The following is a 19,415-nucleotide window of genomic DNA, read 5'->3' as shown; positions in this document are numbered from 1 at the left end:
ACTTTGTCTGCTATCAATAAAGCGGGGGAAGGAGATGAAAGAAAAAGTCCTTTCGAACAAAAGGATAATAATTTTCTTATAAAAAAAGCGCCCGCAGGCGCTTTTCATAGAACTGGCAATAAGTTAGCCGATATATTCCAGGCCGCCCATATACGGACGTAATACTTCCGGCACCTGAACACGGCCATCGGCCAGCTGGTAGTTTTCCAGCACGGCAACCAGCGTACGACCGACTGCCAGACCAGAACCGTTCAGCGTATGCACCAGGCGCGGCTTCTTCTCGGTTTTGCTACGGCAGCGAGCCTGCATGCGGCGTGCCTGGTAATCCCACATGTTGGAACAAGATGAGATTTCACGGTAAGTGTTCTGCGCCGGCAGCCACACTTCCAGATCGTAGGTTTTGCATGAGCCTGCCCCCATGTCGCCGGTACACAGCAACATTTTACGGTACGGCAGGTTCAGCAGCTGCAGCACTTTCTCCGCATGACCGGTCAGCTCTTCCAGCGTAGCCATGGAGTCTTCCGGACGGACGATTTGCACCATCTCGACCTTGTCGAACTGGTGCATGCGGATCAGACCGCGGGTATCGCGACCATAAGAACCGGCTTCGGCACGGAAACATGGCGTATGCGCGGTCATCTTCAGCGGCAGTGATTCTTCTTCCAGGATCTCGTCGCGTACCAGGTTGGTCAACGGCACTTCTGCAGTTGGGATCAGCGCGTAGTTGCTGCTGTCGGATTCCTCTTCCAGCGGTTTGGTGTGGAACAGATCTTCACCAAACTTCGGCAACTGGCCGGTACCGTACAACGTGGCGTGGTTAACCAGGTAAGGCACGTAGGTTTCCTGGTAGCCGTGCTGTTCGGTATGCAGATCCAGCATGAACTGGGATAACGCACGGTGCATGCGGGCGATTTGCCCTTTCATCACCACAAAGCGTGAACCGGTCAGTTTTACGGCGGCGGCGAAGTCCAGACCACCGGCCATTTCGCCCAGATCCACATGATCGCGTACCTGAAAATCATACTGGCGCGGCTCGCCCCAGCGGCTGACTTCCTGGTTATCGCTGTCGTCTTTGCCATCCGGCACTGCATCATCCGGCAGGTTCGGGATCGCCAACGCATAATCGCGGATTTCAGTCTGCAACTGATCCAGAGCGGCCTTGGCAATATCCAGCTTGTCACCCAGCTCGTTGACTTCGCGACGCAGCGGCTCAATGTCTTCCCCGCGCGCTTTAGCCGCGCCGATGGATTTCGATCGGGAGTTACGTTCTGCCTGCAGCATTTCAGTTTCTACCTGCAGAACTTTGCGACGCTCTTCTTGAGAACGCAGCAGATCCAGATCGAGTTTAAAGCCTCGGCGAGCCAGTTTGACGGCGACTGCGTCTAGCTCATTACGCAGCAGATTGGGATCGAGCATGCTAATCCTGTGCTTATTGTTATTGAAAGAAAATTTGTTGTTTTATGCGGCTGTTTAAAAGCCGCATAAAGGAAGAGTGGTACCCGCTAACCTTACCGCAACGGCAACGCTAGCGGTAGCGTTTTGTCTGGCTATTTTGATCCTGCTCAGCCAGCCATGCCAGCTTTTCGCCGATTTTACCTTCCAGCCCGCGTGAGGTTGGATGATAGTAACGCGTCTTGGCCATTTCGGCCGGGAAATAGTCCTCGCCGGCGGCATAGGCATTGGGTTCGTCGTGAGCGTAACGATACTCTGCACCCAGCCCCATTTCCTTCATCAGCTTGGTTGGCGCATTGCGCAGATGTTCGGGCACATCATAATCCGCCCGCTCTTTAGCATCGCGCATCGCCGCTTTGAAGGCGGTATAAACGGCATTACTTTTTGGCGCGCAGGCCAGGTAAACGATCGCTTGAGCAATCGCACGTTCACCTTCGGCCGGACCAACGCGGGTAAAGCAGTCCCAGGCAGCGATCGCCACCTGCATACCGCGCGGATCGGCATTGCCGACATCTTCCGAAGCAATGGCCAGCAGCCGGCGCGCCACATACAGCGGATCGCCTCCGGCGGTAATAATGCGCGCATACCAGTACAGCGCAGCATCCGGGGCGGAACCTCGCACCGATTTATGCAGCGCCGAAATAAGATCGTAAAAACGGTCGCCTTTATTGTCGAAGCGCGCGCTGCGTTCGCCGGAGACTTCTTTCAGTAATTCCGGCGTCAGCACGCGAATGCCTTTGGCGTCGATCTCCGCCATGTCCGCCATCATCTCCAGGCTGTTCAACGCCCGGCGCGCATCGCCGCCCACCAGTTCCGACAGCATGCGGCGGGTCTCTTCCGGCAGCTCGATATTCTGGCCGCCAAACCCCCGGCTGTTGTCCTGCATCGCCTGATCAAGCACCTGGCTGATATCTTCTGCCGTCAACGCTTTCAGCAAATACACGCGGGCGCGGGACAACAGCGCCGAGTTAAGCTCAAAGGACGGGTTTTCGGTTGTCGCGCCAATAAAGGTAATGGTGCCGTCTTCAATGTGCGGCAGAAAGGCATCCTGCTGGCTTTTGTTGAAACGGTGTACCTCATCGACAAACAAAATGGTGCGACGACCGGCGTCACGATTCTGTCGTGCCCTCTCAATCGCCTCACGGATTTCTTTGATGCCCGATGTCACGGCGGAAATTCGCTCGACGTCCGCCTGGCCGTAGCGGCCGATCAGCTCCGCCAGCGTCGTTTTCCCGGTGCCCGGCGGCCCCCATAGAATCATCGAATGCAGTTGCCCCGCCTCGATGGCGCGCGGCAAAGGCTTACCGGCAGCCAGCAGGTGTTGCTGGCCGATGTATTGCGCCAGCGTGGTTGGCCGCATCCGCGCGGCCAATGGCTGGAATTCATTCTGGGAAAAATCGAGCGACATGTTACTCACGCAGACCTCACTGGCGCTGGTCGTCCAGCGTCACCCCCTTCGGCGGGGTAAATTTGAATTTGCTGGCATCAGCAGCAACGTTCTGCTGACTTTTCAGCGCGTAAGAACTGCGCTGACCATCCTGCTCAACCGCAGCAAAACTGCGGATGGTGCCGCTGTTGGTCACGGTAATGGCGAACTGCTTCAGGTTGCCGCTGCTGGATTTTGGCGTCAGCTCAAAATCATCGCCTTTCTGCTTAACGTTGTACTGTTTCCAGTCGTTGGCGTTATTGCGGGTAATCAGCATAAATGGCGTATTGCCGGTCGCATTTTTCAACCAGGTCGCGGTGACTTGCTCAACAAAAGGATTGTAGAACCATAAGGTTTGGCCATCCGACACCAGCACGCTCTCGTCCGGCGAGGTCATATGCCAATTAAACAGGTTCGGACGTTTCACCCAGAGTTCACCTTCCCCCTGCTGTACCGCAGCACCATCGCTGCTGGTCACGGTCTGGGCGAAGCTGGCGTGGAAACTGTTCACTTTCGCCAGGCGACTTTGCAAATCCTGCGCAGCGTCGGCCAGCACAGAGGTGGAAGCGAATCCCGAAAGCAGACAACAGGCAACTAACAGTTTTTTCATTATTCCAGATACCTTATGAAATGCGTTTACCGCAAGGCGGTGCCGTGCGGGGCAAATTAACCCTTAACACCCTTACTCTACCCGAAGCTATCCGCAGGCAGATAGGCCAATGTTCTGAGAAGCCGAGGGTTTACGCTTCTTTGCACAAGGGCCGCTAAGCGGCCCTTTATTATTAAATAACAACGACTAAAGCTTCATCAGTCATGCCGTGGCGGTGCCAGCACCTCGCGGTTGCCGTTGTGCCCCTGCTCGCTGACAATGCCCTGCGCTTCCATCTGTTCGATGATGCGCGCGGCACGGTTATAGCCGATACGGAACTGACGCTGTACGCCGGAAATGGAGGCGCGGCGTTTATCCACCACAAACTCCACCGCCTGGTCAAACAGCGGATCCAGCTCTTCATCACCTTCCAGACCGCCGCCAGCACCACCCTCACCGTCGTCACCACCGTTGAGGATACCCTCTTTATATTGAGGTCGCTCACGCGCTTTCCAATCCTTAACTACCGCATGCACTTCCTGATCGCGCACAAATGCACCATGTACACGGACCGGAATGGAGGAGTTAGGAGCCAGATACAACATGTCGCCCATCCCCAGCAGCGATTCAGCACCGCCCTGATCGAGGATAGTGCGCGAGTCAATCTTGCTCGACACGGTAAAGGCGATACGGGTCGGGATGTTGGCCTTGATCAGGCCGGTGATCACATCCACCGAAGGACGCTGTGTTGCCAGCACCAGGTGGATACCCGCCGCACGCGCTTTCTGCGCCAGACGAGCAATCAGCTCCTCAACCTTTTTACCAACCGTCATGATCAGGTCAGCGAACTCGTCGACCATCACCACGATGTAAGGCTCTTTCTCCAGAACCGGCGGCGTGATGTCCATGCTGTCGGTCGGTTTCCAGAACGGATCCGGGATTGGACGTCCCATCGCCTCGGCCTGATCGACACGTTCGTTGTAACCTGCCAGGTTACGCACGCCGAGCGCAGACATCAGCTTGTAGCGACGCTCCATCTCGGCGACGCACCAACGCAAGGCATTGGCGGCGTCTTTCATGTCGGTAACCACGTCCGTCAGCAGGTGCGGAATACCTTCATAGACCGACAGCTCCAGCATTTTCGGGTCAATCATGATAAAGCGCACTTCTTTCGGCGTGGCCTTATACAGAATGCTCAGGATCATGGCATTGACCCCAACCGATTTACCGGAACCGGTGGTCCCCGCCACCAGCAGGTGTGGCATTTTCGCCAAGTCGGCCACCACCGGCTCGCCGGAGATGTCTTTACCCAGAACGATCGCCAACGGCGATGGATTATCTCGGAATGCCGGGCAATCCAGCACTTCTCGGAGATAGACCGTCTGACGTTTAACGTTAGGCAATTCCAGGCCGACGTAGGGCTTGCCGGGGATCACTTCAACCACACGCACCGCGGAAGTTGACAGTGAACGCGCCAGGTCACGCGACAGGTTGGAAATACGCGCTGCTTTAACGCCCGGCGCCAGATCCAGTTCGAAACGGGTAATGACCGGGCCTGGCAAAATGTCTACTACGTCGGCTTTCACCCGATAATCGGCCAGGCTGGCCTCCACCAAACGCGCCTTCTGTTCCAACGCGAAGGAATCCACCGGCTCAACCTCTTTCGGCGCTTCGGTCAGCAGATCAAGCGTCGGTAGAGGCGTGGTCGGTTTTTGCAACGGCATATCGTTGCGCATCAGGAACGGGTGGATCAGGCTGTCCATTGCCGGCTGCTGCGGGGCCGTCGGCGCAGGTTGCGCTACAGGCTGCTGATAGGCCGGTGGTTGCTGTTGCGCTGCCGGTTGCTGATAAGCAGGTTGAGCAGGCTGATATGCTTGTGCCGGCGGAGTCTGAGGTTGCGTTGGCGGCACATAAGCCGGCGCGGCTGGCTCAAACTGGCCGAAAGGCACATCATCCTCGCGTTCGCTTTGTTGCTCAATGCGATCTTCAAGCTGTGGCGACAGAGTGAACAATGGCTCAACCGGGCCATCGTCAACCAAATCATCCATCGGCGAGAAGCCGAACGCATTACGAGTATCTACTGGCGTAGTTGGCTGTACCGAAGGCGCAGCCTCTTGCTGCCCATAGCGCTGATTCTGCTGTTCGGCAAACGCCTGACGCAGTTCGGCCTCTTGCAGAGCAGCCTCATCATCCTGGTTATCCTGCGCGTACTCCTCGCCATAACGTTGGTTTTGCTGTTCGGCAAACGCCTGACGCAGCGCTGCTTCCTGCAAAGCTTCATCGTCTTGATCTGACGGAAGAGCATTGGCATTCGGCAATGGCTCGTCGTCCCCACGGTTACGCTGTTCCTGTTCGGCCATTCGCTGCGAAGGCAGCTTGATGCCGTAAGAAGCCAGTTCGCGCCGGGTTGGGATGCGCACCGGATTCGGACGCGGCAACTCAGGCCCCAAGCCTTGTTTGACCTGCGAGTTAGCGTCGCTGGTGGCCGTAAAGGCCGGCATAAAGGTATTGGCGGCAACAGCGCCGGCAACTGCCGTTGCTGCAGCCTGCGCCTGAGGTTTCACGCTGCCGAACGATGGCACTGCAGGCTCACCGGCACTGAAACCGGCCGGAGCAGTGATGTCAGCGCTATCGCGTTGAGCGGCGGAGAAATCAAACGGAGAACGATCGTGCGACGGTGATGCTGCTGGCGCGTCCCAGTTCCCCATACGCGGTTCGTCATCATCCTGGTAAGGATCGGCCGGACGCGTTACCTTCGGCGTCGGCGTCTCTTCAGGAATTTCAAATGAATACAGCGGTGGAGCACTGTTTTCCGCTGGCGTACTCATCGGACTCTGGTTCACCGAGGCCGGAGCCGTTGGAGCTACAGTAACCGACGGCGCCTGTGCCACAACCGGGGCTGCGGTAACAGGTTCACGAGCCACCGCTGGCGCGACAGGCGCGACATCGGCATCTTCGTCGTCATTCGCCCGCAGGCCGCTGAGCAACGGATCCTCAGCCTCTTCCGCCGCAATTTTGGCGGTTTCCGTCACCGAAGGCGCTGAGAACAAGACGTCGTCTTCCGCCGCGTTGGCCACAGCCGCCGTCGAGGCCGCAGCAAGCGCTGCCCCTTTCTCTGCCGATTCTGGCTGATCTTCGACATAACGGTCGTCATCGTCGTGATAACGATCGTCACGGCGCGAACGGTTGGTCATAAAGGTGGCCGTCCCCAGCACCACGCCGCCGATCCTCTCGGCAATTACCAGCCATGACCAGCCGGTAAACAGCGTAAGGCCCGCCGCCCAAACGCAAAGCAGCGCCAAGGTTGCGCCGATGCCGTTGAACCAGGGGAGCATGGCGTTGCTCAGCAAACTGCCGATAACGCCGCCGGAGGCAAAGTAATAGAGATCGTCGACGTTCAGTGCCGCCAGGCCACACGAAGTGAGCACCAGCGCCAATGTGCCGATCAGGCGCAGTGAAAGCGCAAAGTAATCGATGTATTCGCCGCTGCCGCGCTGACGATAAGCCGCCCAGCACAACACCAGCATGATCGGCGGTATCGCATAGGCGAGTACCCCGAAGGTGAAGAACAGCGTGTCGGCCAACCAGGCCCCGACGCCACCGCCCAGATTATGAATAGGCTCATGCCACGCGGTCTGCGACCAGCTTGGGTCAGAGGGATTGAAACTGACCAAGGCAGCCATGAGGTAAATGGCAAATATGGCTACCACAATCAACACAGCTTCGAGCAAACGGCGACCGCTGCTGAGTTTTCTCAAGGTAACTTCTTTATCTTCTGTATATTCCTGGCTCAAGAAAGGCTCTCCAGGTTCCTGTTAGCTGACATAGCAACAGCGCCGAGAAGCTTCCCCGGCGCTGAAACTGTATGGATAAACAGGAGTGTAACCAATTTAATCAGGTTTTGCACCTGCACCCTACCGTGTTTTGATAACCAGACGGTTGCTCTGTTTCACTTCTTCCATTACCACGTACGTACGGGTGTCGTTAACCCCCGGCAGACGCAGCAAGGTTTCGCCAAGCAACTTACGGTAAGCGGACATATCCGGCACGCGGGTTTTCAACAGATAGTCGAAATCACCGGACACCAGATGACACTCCTGAATTTCTTCAAGCTTCTGAACTGCTGAGTTGAATTGCTCAAACACATCCGGCGCACCGCGGTTCAGCGTGATTTCCACGAAGACCAACAGGGACGCATCCAGATAATGCGGGTTGAGCAACGCGGTATAACCATGAATAAAACCCTGGCGCTCGAGGCGGCGCACGCGTTCTAAACATGGGGTTGGGGATAACCCCACGCGCTTCGAAAGTTCAACGTTCGAAATACGCCCATCCTTTTGCAGTTCGTTGAGGATGTTGCGGTCGATACGATCGAGATCTTTACCCGGGCGTTTCTTATTGTCTGCCATTATTATTGTCTCTCTTATTTTCTTCCCTGCACTTGCCACACCCTAGCCAACGTCAATGTGTAAGGGCTCGTTCCAAGCGAAGACCCGATGCCTGTCATATGCTTCACTACCATCATTCACCGCTGCGCAGCCTGTCTGTCAAACTCTGCACAAGGTGTTTTAAGCAAGAAGAAAGGTGCCATTCGCTTGCGCGATGTTCCTCCCCTGCCGTACGCAGATCCGGCAACGGCGCAAAATCCTGCGCCAACGCCGCAAATACGTACGATTTACTGCAGGTGGGAGGATAATTTCTTCTTCCTATGATGTTTTCGCAAATGCGCAGCGGATTGTCAAAGTAAAAGAAGCAAAATCAGAAGAACGTACCGTCATGAAAAGTTAGCACCCCGTTTTTAGTTATGAATCGCTGGCTTAAAAACGCCGTGGGCAAGGCACTTAAACCCGCTTAATGTGCTGTTTCCGGCCGTTTGAGTGCCAAACGCCCGCAAGCGGCTTCCATAAGTTAAATTGCTACGTTTTGCGCTCGCTTAAGCAGCAAAACAATAATTAATAGGCAATGACTATCAAACAAATCGTTAACAACATCCCCTGACGCTTTTTTTAATGCCGCATTTTCCCTACAATCGAATCCATTGTCCGCCATTGTGGGAAAAGAGGTTATTCATGGGCACGGCTAAACACAGCAAATTATTGATTCTGGGCTCCGGCCCGGCTGGCTACACCGCCGCGGTTTACGCAGCGCGCGCCAACCTGAGCCCGGTGCTGATTACCGGTATGGAACAAGGGGGTCAGCTGACCACCACCACCGAAGTGGAGAACTGGCCGGGTGATGCCGAAGACCTGACCGGTCCGGCGCTGATGGAGCGTATGCGTGAGCATGCAGAAAAATTCCAGACCGAGATCGTGTTTGACCATATCACCAGCGTTGATCTGCAGAACCGTCCATTCCGTCTGTTTGGCGACAGTGGCGAATACACCTGTGATGCGCTGATTATCGCCACCGGTGCATCAGCCCGCTATCTTGGCCTGCCGACAGAAGAAGCCTTCAAAGGCAAAGGCGTTTCCGCCTGCGCTACCTGCGACGGTTTCTTCTACCGTAATCAGAAAGTCGCCGTTGTAGGTGGTGGCAATACGGCGGTAGAAGAAGCGCTGTATCTGTCCAACATCACTGCCGAAGTTCACCTGATCCACCGTCGCGACAGCTTCCGTTCAGAGAAGATCCTGATCAACCGGCTGATGGAGAAAGTGAAAAACGGCAATATCGTGCTGCACACCGACCACACTCTGGACGAAGTGCTGGGTGACGAAATGGGCGTTACCGGCGTACGCATTCGCAGCACTAAAGCGGAAAATGAAACGCGTGAACTGGCGCTGGCCGGCGTGTTTATCGCCATCGGCCACAGCCCGAACACCAGCATTTTCGGTGGCCAGCTGGAGCTGGAAAACGGCTATATCAAGGTGCAGTCCGGCATTCACGGCAATGCCACCCAAACCACCATTCCGGGCGTATTCGCCGCTGGCGACGTGATGGACCATATCTACCGCCAGGCGATCACTTCCGCCGGGACCGGTTGTATGGCTGCGCTGGACGCAGAACGTTATCTGGACGGTATTGCCGACGCAGAAGTTCTGTAACGGCACAGACTGTCATCCTGAAAAGCGGCTATTTATTAGCCGCTTTTTTTGTATCTCAAACATCATCAGGCGGGTCTTCGATGCAGAATCTTCTCCACTGGCGTCTGTTGGTTGCCGTAGCCGACAGCGGCAAGATCACCCTGGCGGCAAGTCAATGCGGCATGACACAGTCTGGCGCCAGTCAGGCTATCGCTCAGTTGGAAGAGGCGTTGAACACTCCGTTGTTGGTTCGGCTACCGCACAGCGTTACGCTAACGCAAAGTGGTGAACAGATTGTCAGCCATGCCCGCGCCATGCTGGCCGAACTCAATGCAATCCAACACTGCGCGCAGCAGGCGCAAAGTTCACACGCCGGCAAAATACGCCTGGCCAGTTTCCCTTCAGCATTTGCGCTGTTGTTACCCCCGTTGCTACGCAAATTTCACCGCCGCTTTCCCGCCATTGAACTGGTGCAGTTGGAAGGCACCGATCTGGAGGTCGAAAACTGGCTGGCATTAGAAGCTGCCGACGTGGGCATAGTGTTGAATCCGAAACCGGAACGGCAAAGCCACCCGCTGGGAAAAGACCTATGGCTTGCCGTGACGGCCACTGCTCATAAGCTTGCCAGAAACCGCCAGCCGATAGATTTCAATGAACTGGTCAAACAGCCGTTTGTCTTGGCTACCGGAGGTTGCCAGCTCAATGCTCAGTTGCTGGCGCAGCAGGCAGGTTTGGCGCTGACGGATGTCCGCGTCACCGTCAGTGACTGGAACACCGCGCTGACGCTGGTACGTGAAGGGATCGGCGTATCGCTGGTGCCCGCATCGGTGATACCGGCCGATACGCCAGGCATTTGCGCCCTGCCGCTGAGCGCGCCACTTTATCGCCATTTTGGCCTGGTTTGTTCATTCGCCGGTGCAAGCTCCGCGCCAGTGCAAACTCTGTTGCACTTTCTACAGGATCATTTGCCGTTGCCCGTCAGTAGCTGAGCTGATACCGGGTTTCTGAGATTCTAATTTTTCTGCCGGCGGCGCCGACGGCATTCTGACGGCCAAGCGATGTCGCTTTTGCCTCAGGAATATGCCGATGAAACTCTATTTTGCGCCCGATACCTGCTCCCTCTCGCCACATATCGTGCTGCGGGAATTGGATTTGCCGTTCGAACTGATCCGCGTCAATAACCGCACCAAGCGCAGCGCCGACGGCGGAGACTTTTATCGGGTTAATCCCAAAGGTTACGTCGCCGCGCTGATGCTGGACGACGGGCAGGTGATCACCGAAGGCACTGCCATCGTGCAGTATCTGGCGGATTTGCGCCCTGAGGCCGGGCTGGCCCCACCAAACTCGACCTTCGAACGGGTGCGCTTGCAGGAGTGGCTGAACTTCATTACCAGCGAGATCCACGCGGGATCCAGCCCGCTGTTCAACTCAACCCTGCCGGAAGAGGTCAAAACGCTGTTTCGCGACAAGCTGCGACCCCGCCTCGATTTTGTTGCTCAGACGCTGGACGAACCGGCGTTTCTATTGGGAGAAACTTTCAGCGTCGCGGATGCCTATCTGTTTACCGTACTGCGCTGGATGGATCAGTTTTCCATCGACCTAAAATACTGGCCATCGATAACCCGTTATATGTCGCTGATTAGCCAGCGCAGATCCGTGCAAACCGCCCTGGCGGCGGAAGCAGCCAGTCAAGCGGTGCCCTAATCCTGCTATCGCGGTCTGTTATAGCGATATTTGACCGCTTTATTATTTTCAGTCTGCCGGGTGAAGAGGTAACATTGGCCTTCACTTGTTCGCTTCAGGTTGGGGCAAACACTTTTTTTAACAGTACGTTAACCTTGCCTGTAACAATAGGCACCGGCGACGCAGACTCATATCTGATGAAAAAAACCAGACAGCAGCAATTAACCCGTTGGCTCAAAACTCAGAGCACCCTGGCGCAGCGTTGGTTGCGCCTTTCCATGTTGTTGGGGCTAATCAGCGGCATGCTTATTGTCGCTCAAGCATGGCTGTTGGCCGCCCTGCTCCACGCCCTGATTATCGAACAGGCGCCACGTGAACAGTTGATTGCGTCGTTTATCTGGTTGGCTGCCACCTTCGCGCTGCGGGCCGTGCTGAGTTGGCTGCGTGAACGCGTCGGCTTTATCTGCGGACAAGTGATCCGCCAGCGCATGCGCCAGCAGGTGCTGGATAAACTGCAACAACTCGGCCCCGCCTGGATCCAGGGAAAACCGGCCGGCAGTTGGGCCAGCATCATCGTCGAACAGATCGAGGATATGCAGGACTACTATTCCCGTTATTTACCGCAGATGTATCTGGCGGTGTTTATCCCGCTGCTGATCCTGATCACCGTATTCCCGATCAACTGGGCCGCCGGTCTGATTCTGTTGACCACCGCGCCGCTGATCCCCATGTTTATGGCGCTGGTCGGCATGGGTGCCGCCGATGCCAACCGACGCAACTTCGTGGCGCTGGCACGCCTGAGTGGTAACTTCCTCGACCGCCTGCGTGGGTTAGACACGCTGCGCTTATTCAATCGGGCGCAGGCGGAAACCGAGCAGATTGCCAAATCGTCTGAAGACTTCCGTAGCCGCACCATGGAGGTGCTCCGTCTGGCTTTCCTGTCATCGGCGGTGCTGGAGTTCTTTGCCTCCATTTCTATCGCCGTGGTGGCGGTCTATTTTGGCTTCTCGTTCCTTGGCGAACTTAATTTCGGCAGTTATGGCACCGGCGTCACGCTGTTTGCCGGCTTCCTGGTGCTGATCCTGTCACCGGAGTTCTTCCAGCCGTTGCGCGATCTGGGGACTTTCTACCACGCCAAGGCGCAAGCCGTGGGTGCCGCCGAAGCGCTGGAAACCTTTCTCAGCGCCGAGGGCGAACAAATGGGCAATGGCACACAAATCCTCGACGCCAATGCGCCGCTGGAGCTGCAAGCGCAGGATCTGGAGATCCTGTCGCCCAATGGCGTGCTGCTGGCCGGGCCGCTGAGCTTCACTCTGCCCGCCAACCAGCGCATTGCCTTGGTCGGGTTAAGTGGTGCCGGGAAAAGTTCGTTGCTGAACCTGCTGCTCGGGTTTTTACCCTATCGCGGTTCTCTGCGGATTAATGGTATCGAACTGCGCGAACTGGCCGCCGAAGGCTGGCGCCAGCAACTCGGCTGGGTAGGACAAAATCCGCACCTACCGGCGCAAACGCTGCGCGCCAACATACTGTTGGGCAATCCGCAGGCCAGCGAAGCCCAACTGCAACAGGCCGTGGAGGACGCCTATGTCGGCGAGATCCTGCCGTATCTGCCGCTGGGTCTGGATACCGAAGTCGGCGATAACGCCGCGCGCCTGTCCGTCGGGCAAGCGCAACGTGTGGCAGTCGCCCGGGCGTTGATCAGCCCGCGCCGTTTGCTGCTGTTGGATGAACCGGCCGCAAGTCTCGACGCCCACAGCGAGCGGCAAGTCATGCAGGCGCTGAATGCGGCTTCGCATCAACAAACCACGCTGCTGGTGACTCACCAGTTGGAAGATACCGAAGATTACGACCAGATTTGGGTAATGGAAGGCGGACACATCGTCCAGCAAGGTGATTACGTCACGCTGAGCGCCCAACCGGGCCTGTTTGCCAACCTGATCGCTCACCGCCGCGGGGATCTATAATCATGCGCGTTTTGCTGCCGTTCCTGGCGCTGTACCGTCGTCACAGCCTGCTGATTTGTCTGGGCATTCTGCTGGCCATCATCACGCTGCTGGCCAGTATCGGCCTGCTGGCTCTGTCCGGTTGGTTCCTCGCCGCCTCCGCCCTGGCCGGGCTGGCGGGCCTGTTTACCTTCAACTACATGCTGCCGGCGGCCGGCGTGCGTGGTGCCGCCATTTTCCGCACCGCCGGGCGCTATGCCGAACGGGTCGTCAGCCACGACGCCACCTTCCGTGTGCTGTCTCATCTGCGGGTCTTCACCTTTAAAAAGATCCTGCCGCTGTCGCCGGGAGGCATTGCCCGCTTCCGACAGGCCGATTTGCTGAATCGACTGGTGGCGGATGTCGATACGCTGGATCATCTGTATCTGCGGGTAATTTCACCGCTGGTCAGCGCCGCCGTGGTGATTGTCGTGGTGACTTACGGCCTGAGCTGGCTGGACGTTTCACTGGCCCTGACGCTGGGCGGCATCCTGCTGTTGCTGTTGCTGCTGGTGCCGCCGGTATTTTACGGTGCCGGCAAGCCGATTGGCGGCCAGTTGACCGCCCTGCGCGGCCAGTACCGTACCGATCTGACTGCCTGGCTTCAGGGCCAGGCTGAGCTGGTGGTATTCGGTGCCGTGGATCAGTTCCGCGCGGCTCTGGATGCCACTGAAAAACAGTGGCAGCGCCGTCAGTGGCAGCAAGCTTCGTTGGGCGGCATGGCACAGGCTTTGATGATCCTGGCCAGCGGCCTGACCGTGACGTTGATGTTGTGGCTCACCGCTGCCGGTATCGGTGGCGACAGCCAACCCGGCGCGCTGATTGCGTTGTTCGTGTTTGCCGCCCTGGCTTCGTTTGAAGCCTTGATGCCGGTAGCCGGCGCCTTCCAGCACCTGGGACAGGTGATAGCTTCCGCCACGCGGGTGAAGCAGGTCATCGATCGACAACCGGAAGTGACCTTCCCTGCCGATGGTCCAACTGCCGAAAACGGTGCCATGCTAAGTCTGCAACAGGTTACCTTTACCTATCCCGGCCAGCCGCAGCCGGTGTTGCAGGACGTCACGCTGGAGATTACCGCCGGTGAACATATTGCATTGCTCGGCCGCACCGGGTGCGGTAAATCGACCCTGCTGCAGTTGCTCACCCGCGCCTGGAACGCCGACAGCGGGCAGATGCTGCTCAACGGCCATCCCTTGGCCGCTTACGATGAAACCACGCTGCGTCAGATGACCACCGTCGTCAGTCAGCGAGTACACATCTTTAGCGATACGCTGCGCGAAAACTTGCGCATCGCCGCCCCAACGGCGACCGACGAACAGTTGCGCGAAGTGTTGCAGCAGGTCGGGTTGGACAAGCTGCTGGAAAACGAGGGGCTCAACGCCTGGCTGGGAGACGGTGGCCGACAGCTTTCCGGCGGCGAGCAGCGCCGTCTGGGCATTGCTCGCGCATTGCTGCATCAGGCGCCGCTGTTGTTGCTCGATGAGCCGACCGAAGGTCTGGATGCCGAAACCGAACAGCAGATCCTGGCGCTGCTGCGCCGACATTGCCAGGGAAAAACGCTGATCCTGGTGACCCACCGCCTGTATGGATTGGAACACCTTGACCGAATTTGCGTGATGGACGGTGGGCGCATCGTTGAGCAAGGCGATCACCTCAGCCTGATGCGTCAGCAGGGGCGTTATGCCCAGTTCCGTCAACGTATCAGCGGTATACCGCTGTAAAAGGGCCTGTAGAGGACGCTGAGACCTTATATGCGCATTGTTAAGCTGTCATCGCAGTCGCTGGTGTTCCCCTCTCCTGAGGGCGCACTGCGCGATCCTAACGGTTTGCTGGCTATCGGCGGTGATTTGACAGCGCCTCGTCTATTGGCTGCCTATGAGCGCGGCATTTTTCCTTGGTTTTCCCCCGGGGAGGCCATTTTGTGGTGGTCGCCCGACCCACGGGCGGTGCTGTTTCCTGCCGAACGCCATATCAGCCGCAGTCTGAAACGCTTTTTGCGCAGCAACCCCTTCCGCGTCACGCTAAATCACGACTTTGCGGCGGTGATCGCCGCCTGTGCCGATCGGCCGGAGGAAGGCACCTGGATTGGCCCGGAGGTGCAGCGCGCTTATCTGCACCTGCACCGCCTCGGTTTCGCCCATTCGATAGAGGTGTGGCAGGATGACAAGCTGGTGGGGGGCATGTACGGCGTGGCCCAGGGCGCCCTGTTCTGCGGCGAATCCATGTTTAGCCGTACCCCCAACGCGTCCAAATGCGCTTTGATGGCTTTTTGCCGTCATTTTGCCGCTTATGGCGGAGAATTGATTGACTGTCAGGTGCTTAACGCTCACACTGCCACGCTGGGAGCGAAAGAGATCCCCCGAAGACAATTTTTGCAGCAGCTCAGCCAACTTCAGCGCAAGCCATTAGCGCCAGAGTGTTGGGCACCGCAAGTGTTACCCCCACAGCAGGTTGAACCACCCTCCCCAACAAACTAATTTTGCGGAAACGGTGCAATGTTCGCCGACACTTCTTTACATAATGTGGGTTTTTCGGCATTATCTTGCCGGTTAAAAACTAAGGTAGTTAGACCTAGAGGATTCGATGGCCAAAGAAGACAATATTGAAATGCAGGGCACCGTTCTTGATACGCTGCCGAACACCATGTTCCGCGTTGAATTGGAAAACGGGCACGTGGTAACCGCACATATCTCCGGTAAAATGCGTAAGAACTACATCCGCATCCTGACGGGCGACAAAGTCACTGTAGAGCTGACCCCGTACGACCTGAGCAAAGGCCGCATTGTCTTCCGTAGCCGTTAATCGGCTCACTCGTCGCCAGCCGATGGCGGCACCGAGGATGTAATGCCTCCGGAGCCCTTTCCGTTTACCCCCGTAGCAACGTTCAACATCGAGTTGCGAGAGCGCAGGTAAACTGAGAGGGCTCAATCATTTCTGTTGTGGTGAAATTCACCCATAAAAAAAGCGATGCCGAAGCATCGCTTTTTCTTTATCTGACCCGGCCTTAGTGCACCGCACCTTCATCCGCTTTACGCATCGAGGCGCTGAGGAAGTGGTAAGTCAGTTTCTGATTGTCCTTGTCCAGCTCGACTTTCACCGAACCGCCGTCCACCAGTGAACCAAACAGCAATTCGTTGGCCAGCGGTTTCTTCAGGTTTTCCTGCATCACACGCGCCATCGGACGAGCGCCCATTGCACGGTCATAGCCTTTCACCGACAGCCAGTCACGCGCTTCATCGCTCACTTCCAACGACACGCCCTTCGCATCCAGCTGCGCCTGCAGTTCGACGATAAACTTATCGACAACCTGCTGGATCACCTCGGTCGACAGATGGTTGAACCAAAGAATGTTGTCCAGACGGTTACGGAATTCCGGCGTGAACACTTTCTTGATCTCTTCCATCGCATCGGTGCTGTTGTCCTGCTGCACCAGACCAATCGATTTACGTTCGGTTTCACGTACCCCGGCGTTAGTAGTCATCACCAGGATCACGTTGCGGAAGTCCGCTTTGCGGCCGTTGTTATCGGTCAGGGTACCGTTGTCCATAACCTGCAACAACAGGTTGAACACGTCCGGATGCGCCTTCTCGATTTCATCCAGCAGCACCACCGAGTGCGGATGCTTGAGCACCGCGTCGGTCAGCAGACCGCCCTGATCGTAACCGACGTAGCCCGGAGGCGCGCCAATCAGACGGCTGACGGTATGACGTTCCATATACTCGGACATATCAAAACGCAGCAGCTGAATATCCATCGCCTTCGCCAGCTGCACCGTCACCTCGGTTTTCCCGACGCCGGTTGGCCCGGCAAACAGGAAGGAACCGACCGGCTTGCGATCGTGCCCCAAACCAGCACGGCTCATCTTGATCGCTTCAGTCAGCGCTTCAATCGCCTGATCCTGCCCGAATACCAGCATTTTCAGACGATCGCCCAGACTTCTCAGTACGTCGCGATCGCTCGCCGACACGGTTTTCTCCGGGATACGCGCAATACGCGCCACCACAGATTCGATGTCGGCCACGTTGACGGTTTTCTTGCGTTTGCTTACCGGCATTAACCGGCTGCGGGCGCCCGCCTCGTCAATCACGTCGATAGCCTTGTCCGGCAAATGACGGTCGTTGATGTATTTCACCGACAGCTCGACCGCCGCACGCACCGCTTTGGCGGTATAACGCACGTCGTGGTGCGCTTCGTACTTGGTCTTCAGGCCGTTGATGATCTGAATGGTCTCTTCCGGCGTCGGCTCGGTAATGTCGATTTTCTGGAAGCGACGAGCCAGCGCGCGGTCTTTTTCAAAAATGTTGCTGAATTCCTGGTAAGTAGTGGAACCGATAACCCGGATCTTGCCGCTGGAGAGCAGCGGTTTAATCAGGTTGGCGGCGTCTACCTGCCCACCGGAAGCCGCACCGGCGCCGATGATGGTGTGGATCTCATCGATAAACAGAATGCTGTTCTTATCCTGTTCCAACTGTTTCAGCAGCGCTTTAAAACGTTTTTCGAAGTCGCCACGGTATTTGGTACCGGCCAGCAATGAACCGATATCCAATGAATACAGCGTGCAGTCCGCCATCACTTCCGGAACGTCGCCCTGCACAATGCGCCAGGCCAGGCCTTCGGCAATCGCCGTTTTACCGACGCCAGACTCCCCCACCAGCAGCGGGTTGTTTTTGCGACGACGGCACAGTACCTGAATAGCACGCTCCAGTTCAGGGTCACGGCCAATCAAAGGATCGATGCCGCCTACCCGTGCCAACTGGTTGAGGTTGGTGGTGAAGTTTTCCATACGGTCTTCCCCTCCGGACTGCTCTTCATTCACCGGGTTTTCCGCATTCGGCGCTTGGCCCGGCTCGTCTTTACGTGTGCCATGTGAAATGAAGTTCACTACGTCGAGACGGCTGACGTCGTGTTTGCGCAGCAGGTAAGCCGCCTGCGACTCCTGCTCGCTGAAAATCGCCACCAGTACGTTGGCGCCGCTGACTTCGCTGCGGCCGGAAGATTGCACATGGAATACCGCACGCTGCAGTACGCGCTGGAAGCTGAGCGTCGGCTGAGTGTCGCGCTCTTCTTCGCTGGCGGGCAGCGTCGGCGTGGTTTGTTCAATAAAGGCTTCCAGCTCCTGGCGTAACGCGGCCAGATCCACCGTACATGCCTCTAGCGCTTCTCGCGCGGCAGGGTTGCTGAGTAACGCCAGCAACAGGTGCTCCACGGTCATAAACTCGTGTCTGTGCTCACGCGCTCTGGCGAAAGCCATGTTGAGACTGAGTTCCAGTTCTTGATTGAGCATAAGCACCTCCCCAATAGTTGCCTAAATCTAGGCTTTTTCTAGCGTACAAAGCAACGGATGCTCGTTCTCCCTCGCATAACGGTTCACATGGACGACCTTGGTTTCCGCCACCTCGGCGGTAAAGACACCGCAGATCGCCTTGCCTTGATAGTGGACCGTGAGCATCAGTTGCGTTGCGCGTTCAATATCATAAGAAAAGAACTTTTGCAGAACGTCAATCACAAATTCCATCGGTGTGTAATCGTCGTTGTTAAGTATAACTTTATACATAGACGGCGGTTTTACCGCATCGATTTGTTTTTCCTCGGCCAAATGTTCGAAATTTAGCCAACCGTTGTTATTGCCCATCGCTGCTCATCTTCTCTGCTCTGTCCTTTAATATGGGGACAGGTTCCGGTTATTCAAAGTGGGGTATCATTACTATTTTATCATCTTCGCCATCATCCCGCCGCACTGGAACGTGCGCAAAAATCTCTGACGAATTGTTACCAAACAATGTCAAGATCGTTACCTGCTTCAAACTTTGATGAACTGCTCCCTGCCGACAAAAGCCGATCCCTTGACGTGATGATCATTTGCTCTAGAGTGTAAATTCGTGAGCTGGTGGTGTTTTAACCACTTTCAGGCTCATCTGCTACCTGCTTCTGGCGGGTGCGAATTCAGTTATTCATCTCACCTAAAAATAGCGTTGCGAGGGATGTAAAAGCATGGAGACGGGTACTGTTAAATGGTTCAACAACGCCAAAGGGTTTGGGTTTATCTGTCCTGAAGGCGGCGGCGAAGACATATTCGCCCATTATTCTACGATTAAGATGGATGGGTACCGGACACTCAAAGCCGGCCAGCAGGTCAGTTTTGATGTGCACCAAGGGCCAAAAGGGAACCATGCGAGTCTTATTGTGCCACTGGAAAGCGAGGCCCTGGCCTAACGCGCATCCACAGAGTCAGTTTGAAACACCCCGCTAAAAAATGCCAGCCG

Annotated in this window: 15 protein-coding genes; 8 read left to right on the top strand and 7 right to left on the bottom strand. The window is 56.5% G+C overall.

Translation table 11 applies throughout. From position 1 onward, the window contains the following. Positions 1–123: 123 nt before the first annotated feature. From serS to lrp, 5 genes are all read right to left on the bottom strand, one after another. Positions 124–1,416 carry a serine--tRNA ligase gene (gene serS / locus M2407_RS03425; protein ID WP_020826116.1) on the bottom strand — a complete coding sequence of 431 codons (1,293 nt, stop codon included), beginning with the start codon at positions 1,414–1,416 and terminating at the stop codon, positions 124–126. A gap of 109 nt (positions 1,417–1,525) precedes the next feature. Then, on the bottom strand, positions 1,526–2,869 hold the full coding sequence (locus tag M2407_RS03420) for a replication-associated recombination protein A (protein WP_046374002.1): 1,344 nt from the start codon (positions 2,867–2,869) through the stop codon (positions 1,526–1,528). A gap of 7 nt (positions 2,870–2,876) precedes the next feature. Continuing rightward, complete coding sequence (lolA, locus tag M2407_RS03415; RefSeq protein WP_020826114.1) at positions 2,877–3,488, bottom strand: outer membrane lipoprotein chaperone LolA; 612 nt, start codon at positions 3,486–3,488, stop codon at positions 2,877–2,879. Between the two features lie 197 nt (positions 3,489–3,685). Next, positions 3,686–7,261, bottom strand: coding sequence for a DNA translocase FtsK 4TM domain-containing protein (locus tag M2407_RS03410; protein WP_122078108.1), 3,576 nt, complete (start codon positions 7,259–7,261; stop codon positions 3,686–3,688). A 120-nt stretch (positions 7,262–7,381) separates the two neighbouring features. Then, positions 7,382–7,876, bottom strand: coding sequence for a leucine-responsive transcriptional regulator Lrp (gene lrp / locus M2407_RS03405; RefSeq protein ID WP_004928318.1), 495 nt, complete (start codon positions 7,874–7,876; stop codon positions 7,382–7,384). Positions 7,877–8,536: 660 nt separating this feature from the next. Between lrp and trxB the strand changes: the two genes are divergently transcribed. The 7 genes from trxB (at position 8,537) to infA (ending at position 15,954) form a co-directional block, all read left to right on the top strand. Beyond that, positions 8,537–9,508, top strand: coding sequence for a thioredoxin-disulfide reductase (gene trxB / locus M2407_RS03400; protein WP_259216741.1), 972 nt, complete (start codon positions 8,537–8,539; stop codon positions 9,506–9,508). Positions 9,509–9,588: 80 nt separating this feature from the next. Then, positions 9,589–10,476, top strand: coding sequence for a LysR family transcriptional regulator (locus M2407_RS03395; RefSeq protein WP_259216740.1), 888 nt, complete (start codon positions 9,589–9,591; stop codon positions 10,474–10,476). A gap of 97 nt (positions 10,477–10,573) precedes the next feature. Then, positions 10,574–11,191: a glutathione transferase GstA gene (gstA, locus tag M2407_RS03390; protein ID WP_187962600.1), complete on the top strand. Its 618-nt coding sequence runs from the start codon at positions 10,574–10,576 to the stop codon at positions 11,189–11,191. 176 nt (positions 11,192–11,367) lie between these two features. Continuing rightward, complete coding sequence (gene cydD / locus M2407_RS03385) at positions 11,368–13,134, top strand: heme ABC transporter permease/ATP-binding protein CydD (RefSeq protein ID WP_259216739.1); 1,767 nt, start codon at positions 11,368–11,370, stop codon at positions 13,132–13,134. A 2-nt stretch (positions 13,135–13,136) separates the two neighbouring features. Continuing rightward, entirely contained in the window at positions 13,137–14,873 is a 1,737-nt protein-coding gene (gene cydC / locus M2407_RS03380; RefSeq protein ID WP_128864110.1) for a heme ABC transporter ATP-binding protein/permease CydC, read from the top strand. A 30-nt stretch (positions 14,874–14,903) separates the two neighbouring features. Beyond that, complete coding sequence (gene aat, locus M2407_RS03375; RefSeq protein WP_046374008.1) at positions 14,904–15,629, top strand: leucyl/phenylalanyl-tRNA--protein transferase; 726 nt, start codon at positions 14,904–14,906, stop codon at positions 15,627–15,629. A 106-nt stretch (positions 15,630–15,735) separates the two neighbouring features. Further along, positions 15,736–15,954: a translation initiation factor IF-1 gene (infA, locus tag M2407_RS03370; protein WP_002211347.1), complete on the top strand. Its 219-nt coding sequence runs from the start codon at positions 15,736–15,738 to the stop codon at positions 15,952–15,954. A gap of 202 nt (positions 15,955–16,156) precedes the next feature. Here the strand turns inward: infA and clpA are convergent, their stop codons facing one another. Continuing rightward, entirely contained in the window at positions 16,157–18,436 is a 2,280-nt protein-coding gene (gene clpA, locus M2407_RS03365; protein WP_020826106.1) for an ATP-dependent Clp protease ATP-binding subunit ClpA, read from the bottom strand. Between the two features lie 27 nt (positions 18,437–18,463). Then, the gene (clpS, locus tag M2407_RS03360) at positions 18,464–18,784 is read right to left on the bottom strand and encodes an ATP-dependent Clp protease adapter ClpS (protein WP_020826105.1); all 321 of its coding nucleotides are present in this window, start codon (positions 18,782–18,784) and stop codon (positions 18,464–18,466) included. A gap of 359 nt (positions 18,785–19,143) precedes the next feature. Between clpS and cspD the strand changes: the two genes are divergently transcribed. Further along, positions 19,144–19,365 carry a cold shock-like protein CspD gene (gene cspD / locus M2407_RS03355; RefSeq protein WP_004942590.1) on the top strand — a complete coding sequence of 74 codons (222 nt, stop codon included), beginning with the start codon at positions 19,144–19,146 and terminating at the stop codon, positions 19,363–19,365. Positions 19,366–19,415: the final 50 nt, after the last annotated feature.

The sequence above is a fragment of the Serratia sp. BIGb0234 genome (genome assembly GCF_024809915.1).
In the GTDB taxonomy this organism is placed as follows: Bacteria; Pseudomonadota; Gammaproteobacteria; order Enterobacterales; family Enterobacteriaceae; genus Serratia; species Serratia liquefaciens.
The sequence above is the reverse complement of the archived record's forward strand: the minus strand, read 5'-3'. Positions and strand labels throughout refer to the sequence as shown.

Coding starts and splice junctions, on each gene's coding strand:
- serS (WP_020826116.1), bottom strand. CDS start 1,416: ATGCTCGATCCCAATCTGCTGCGTAATGAGCTAGACGCAGTCGCCGTC.
- lolA (WP_020826114.1), bottom strand. CDS start 3,488: ATGAAAAAACTGTTAGTTGCCTGTTGTCTGCTTTCGGGATTCGCTTCC.
- lrp (WP_004928318.1), bottom strand. CDS start 7,876: ATGGCAGACAATAAGAAACGCCCGGGTAAAGATCTCGATCGTATCGAC.
- trxB (WP_259216741.1), top strand. CDS start 8,537: ATGGGCACGGCTAAACACAGCAAATTATTGATTCTGGGCTCCGGCCCG.
- M2407_RS03395 (WP_259216740.1), top strand. CDS start 9,589: ATGCAGAATCTTCTCCACTGGCGTCTGTTGGTTGCCGTAGCCGACAGC.
- gstA (WP_187962600.1), top strand. CDS start 10,574: ATGAAACTCTATTTTGCGCCCGATACCTGCTCCCTCTCGCCACATATC.
- cydD (WP_259216739.1), top strand. CDS start 11,368: ATGAAAAAAACCAGACAGCAGCAATTAACCCGTTGGCTCAAAACTCAG.
- cydC (WP_128864110.1), top strand. CDS start 13,137: ATGCGCGTTTTGCTGCCGTTCCTGGCGCTGTACCGTCGTCACAGCCTG.
- aat (WP_046374008.1), top strand. CDS start 14,904: ATGCGCATTGTTAAGCTGTCATCGCAGTCGCTGGTGTTCCCCTCTCCT.
- infA (WP_002211347.1), top strand. CDS start 15,736: ATGGCCAAAGAAGACAATATTGAAATGCAGGGCACCGTTCTTGATACG.
- clpA (WP_020826106.1), bottom strand. CDS start 18,436: ATGCTCAATCAAGAACTGGAACTCAGTCTCAACATGGCTTTCGCCAGA.
- clpS (WP_020826105.1), bottom strand. CDS start 18,784: ATGGGCAATAACAACGGTTGGCTAAATTTCGAACATTTGGCCGAGGAA.
- cspD (WP_004942590.1), top strand. CDS start 19,144: ATGGAGACGGGTACTGTTAAATGGTTCAACAACGCCAAAGGGTTTGGG.